The following is a 2,637-nucleotide window of genomic DNA, read 5'->3' on the forward strand; positions in this document are numbered from 1 at the left end:
AGATATCGGAATCGAAGAAGGCGCTTCGGATTAAGATTTAATTTGATCGCTGGTATTTATAATTATGAACTTTCTTTTAAGACTAAATTAGAGATCGGCTGAGACTTTCGCAAGAGGTCTACTATTAATACAGTGGCATTTTAGCTCGCGGGTGAGCTTAGATTGTTAAAGGGATGTCTGAGCTATGCACTCATAGCCGCGATGATCCTACTTTTCCGACTTTTCCGACTTGAAAGATCCGACTTTTCCGACTGACTGGAGCCTGAGTGGTGAGTTAACATAGTGATAGGTGCATCTGAGGCTAGGTAAATTACTGCCTAAATTAATCGCCAGTTGTTTGTCCACTTAGAGTTTCGGCACCCACAGATGTTAATTTCTAGTTCTGCATCAGTCCCTTCCTCATACACTCCAGATATAGATTCAGCTTTTTGGAAATTATGGCAGGATAATCAAGATTACCTTTACCGTTGCTGTCGCAAGTGGATGGGGAACCCAACCGATGCGGAAGATGCCCTCAGTCGCGCGATGCTGAAAGCTTGGAAGAAAGCAAGAGATGGTACGGATGATATCAAAAACTTTAAGGCTTGGTTAACCAAACTGACTTATAATCTGTGCGCCGATATCCATCGAGAGCGCAACAGGGGTGCAGTAGAAGTTGACAGTTTAGATACCATTGCTATAGGAAACGAAACCGAATTAATTAGCCAAGAAGAAACACCAGTTCGCGCTGCTATGCGGCGAGAAGTCGAATTATTTTTTCGCGCCGCCATAGATGAGTTGCCAGATAGATTGCGCGAGACTTTTATTCTCCATTTTGAATCAGGGCTATCTTATCCAGATATTGCCGAACAGCTTGGTATATCCTACGATAACGCCCGCAAGCGGATTTCCCAGGCGCGGGCAATTTTGCGTCAGCGGTTCAATGAAAATTTCTCTGAAGATGGGACTGAATCTGATTTATCTAATCCTAAGTCGAGGGTTTCTCCTCAGTCTGCAAAAGGGAAAAAGTCTAAGAGTATTGCTGAAAAAAAACCTCTTAAAAAGGAGATTGAAGAAAGAGAAATTGTTGCCCGTGGGGAAGTTCAAGAGCCAATTTTAGTGAATGCTCAATCTGATGGGGAGATAAAAGAAAGAGAAATTGTTGGCGGTAAGGAAAAGCAAGAAACGGCGGTGTGTGTTGTGCATCTAGGCGCGAAGGATTATTCGCCCCTACGGATCTTGGCTAATAGTCTGGGGAATGACAGCGAAAAAGCGATCGCCCCTAACGCCTACAGCGGATTGCTTTCTGAGTCTGGGGAAAGCCAAAAAGCTCTTGGTGTGCAGGCATCATTAATGCTGCCTGCACAGGGCTGTTGTACCATCAGCGACTGCAATCCGCTGTATTCCCAGTTTCTCAACAGAGAAAACCAATACTTGACCGATGTTCGATCGCCAGAAATGCGATCGCGCCAGGGTGCAGGAGGCATATCGCGCAACAGTGCGTCTTCTGTATCGCCTTTTCTAATGTAGAGGAGGATGTGGGCAGACAGTGGGGGCTGGCTTTCTTCCATCTGAAAAATAGGCAGGCAGAAAATCGCTTTAAATCAGTTTTTACAGCCGATTGCTTTCTGAGTCTTGGGAAAGCCAAAAGCTATTGGCCTGCAGGTGGCATTAATGCTCCCGCTCGCTGCAATCCCCTATATTCCCGCTTTCTCTATGACTGGCGCCGGGCGCGATATGGCGCTAGGCGGAATTTGGCATGGAAAAATTAGGCATCCCGTTTCGTCAATCTAGATTTTCACGAAGAGATGGACTGCGTAGCAGGAATTGGTCAAATCCTCCCTCGAACCGCGTCATCCTCCAAAGGGTAGAGATCTTATCTATCTAAAGACTGAATTATTCACAAATTGCCTTCGGGAAACGTCTAACTAATAGAACACAAAAAACCAACCCTGGAGTTGAAAAATTATGATTCGTCGTATTGCTTTCGTTAGTGGTTTCGTTATTCTCAATGCTTTTGGTTTCGCTACCGTAGCCCGTGCCGGTGAAGGTGGTGTGGCAGGTTCTGCGGCTTTCACTGTTGGCGGCACTGGGGTTACAGGTGTGGCTGTCTCGGCTGCTGTGGGTAAAGAAAATGCTGCCGCTCATTCTTTCAACTACAACGGCACAAGCAATACAAATGGCTTACAGAACTCAGCCTTTGCCCTTGGCACTGCGGGTACACTGAGTCTCAACGGTCTTGGCGACCCAGCCGGCTTTAACCTCAACACAATACAAGACAGCGCTCGCGGTACCGCGCAAATCAATACCTTCACAGCAGGATACACCATCAACCTAGGTACTACTAGCGGCGCTGTTTTGGGTACGACGAAGCCCTAGAAATGTTGAGAGTTGTTAGCTAGTAAGCTGACCCAAGAATTCAATCAATTGTCTCCCCTCTCAAATCTGATATGAGGATCTCAGCGACTCTCGCCACAGAAAGTCAGGAAAGATCCTCATTAAGAGAGGTTTTTGTTCACAATACTTCTAATCAGGACTTACACAACTGGCACACTGCAATTAACTTGTAGGGTGCCTCAGACCAGCCCTGTCAAGGTGAGTGCTGAGCCTGGTTTAGAAGCCTTGCTGTAGAAAGATGACGGTGACGTGAGTTCACTA

General features: G+C 46.3%; 2 protein-coding genes and 1 pseudogene. All 3 read left to right on the forward strand.

The window, feature by feature from the left end:
* A pseudogene (locus QUA13_RS32160) lies at nucleotides 1–102 on the forward strand (IS5/IS1182 family transposase); the annotation flags it as partial.
* Nucleotides 103–366: 264 nt separating this feature from the next.
* Nucleotides 367–1,509: a sigma-70 family RNA polymerase sigma factor gene (locus QUA13_RS32165; RefSeq protein WP_333205114.1), complete on the forward strand. Its 1,143-nt coding sequence runs from the start codon at nucleotides 367–369 to the stop codon at nucleotides 1,507–1,509.
* 438 nt (nucleotides 1,510–1,947) lie between these two features.
* Entirely contained in the window at nucleotides 1,948–2,358 is a 411-nt protein-coding gene (locus tag QUA13_RS32170; RefSeq protein WP_333205116.1) for a hypothetical protein, read from the forward strand.
* Nucleotides 2,359–2,637 lie beyond the last annotated feature (279 nt).

The organism is Microcoleus sp. S28C3 (assembly GCF_036700785.1).
GTDB classification, from domain to species: Bacteria; Cyanobacteriota; Cyanobacteriia; order Cyanobacteriales; family Microcoleaceae; genus Microcoleus; species Microcoleus asticus.

What these genes read in the sequence shown, in the direction of transcription:
- QUA13_RS32165 (WP_333205114.1), top strand. Translation starts at nt 367, where the DNA reads ATGTTAATTTCTAGTTCTGCATCAGTCCCTTCCTCATACACTCCAGAT.
- QUA13_RS32170 (WP_333205116.1), top strand. Translation starts at nt 1,948, where the DNA reads ATGATTCGTCGTATTGCTTTCGTTAGTGGTTTCGTTATTCTCAATGCT.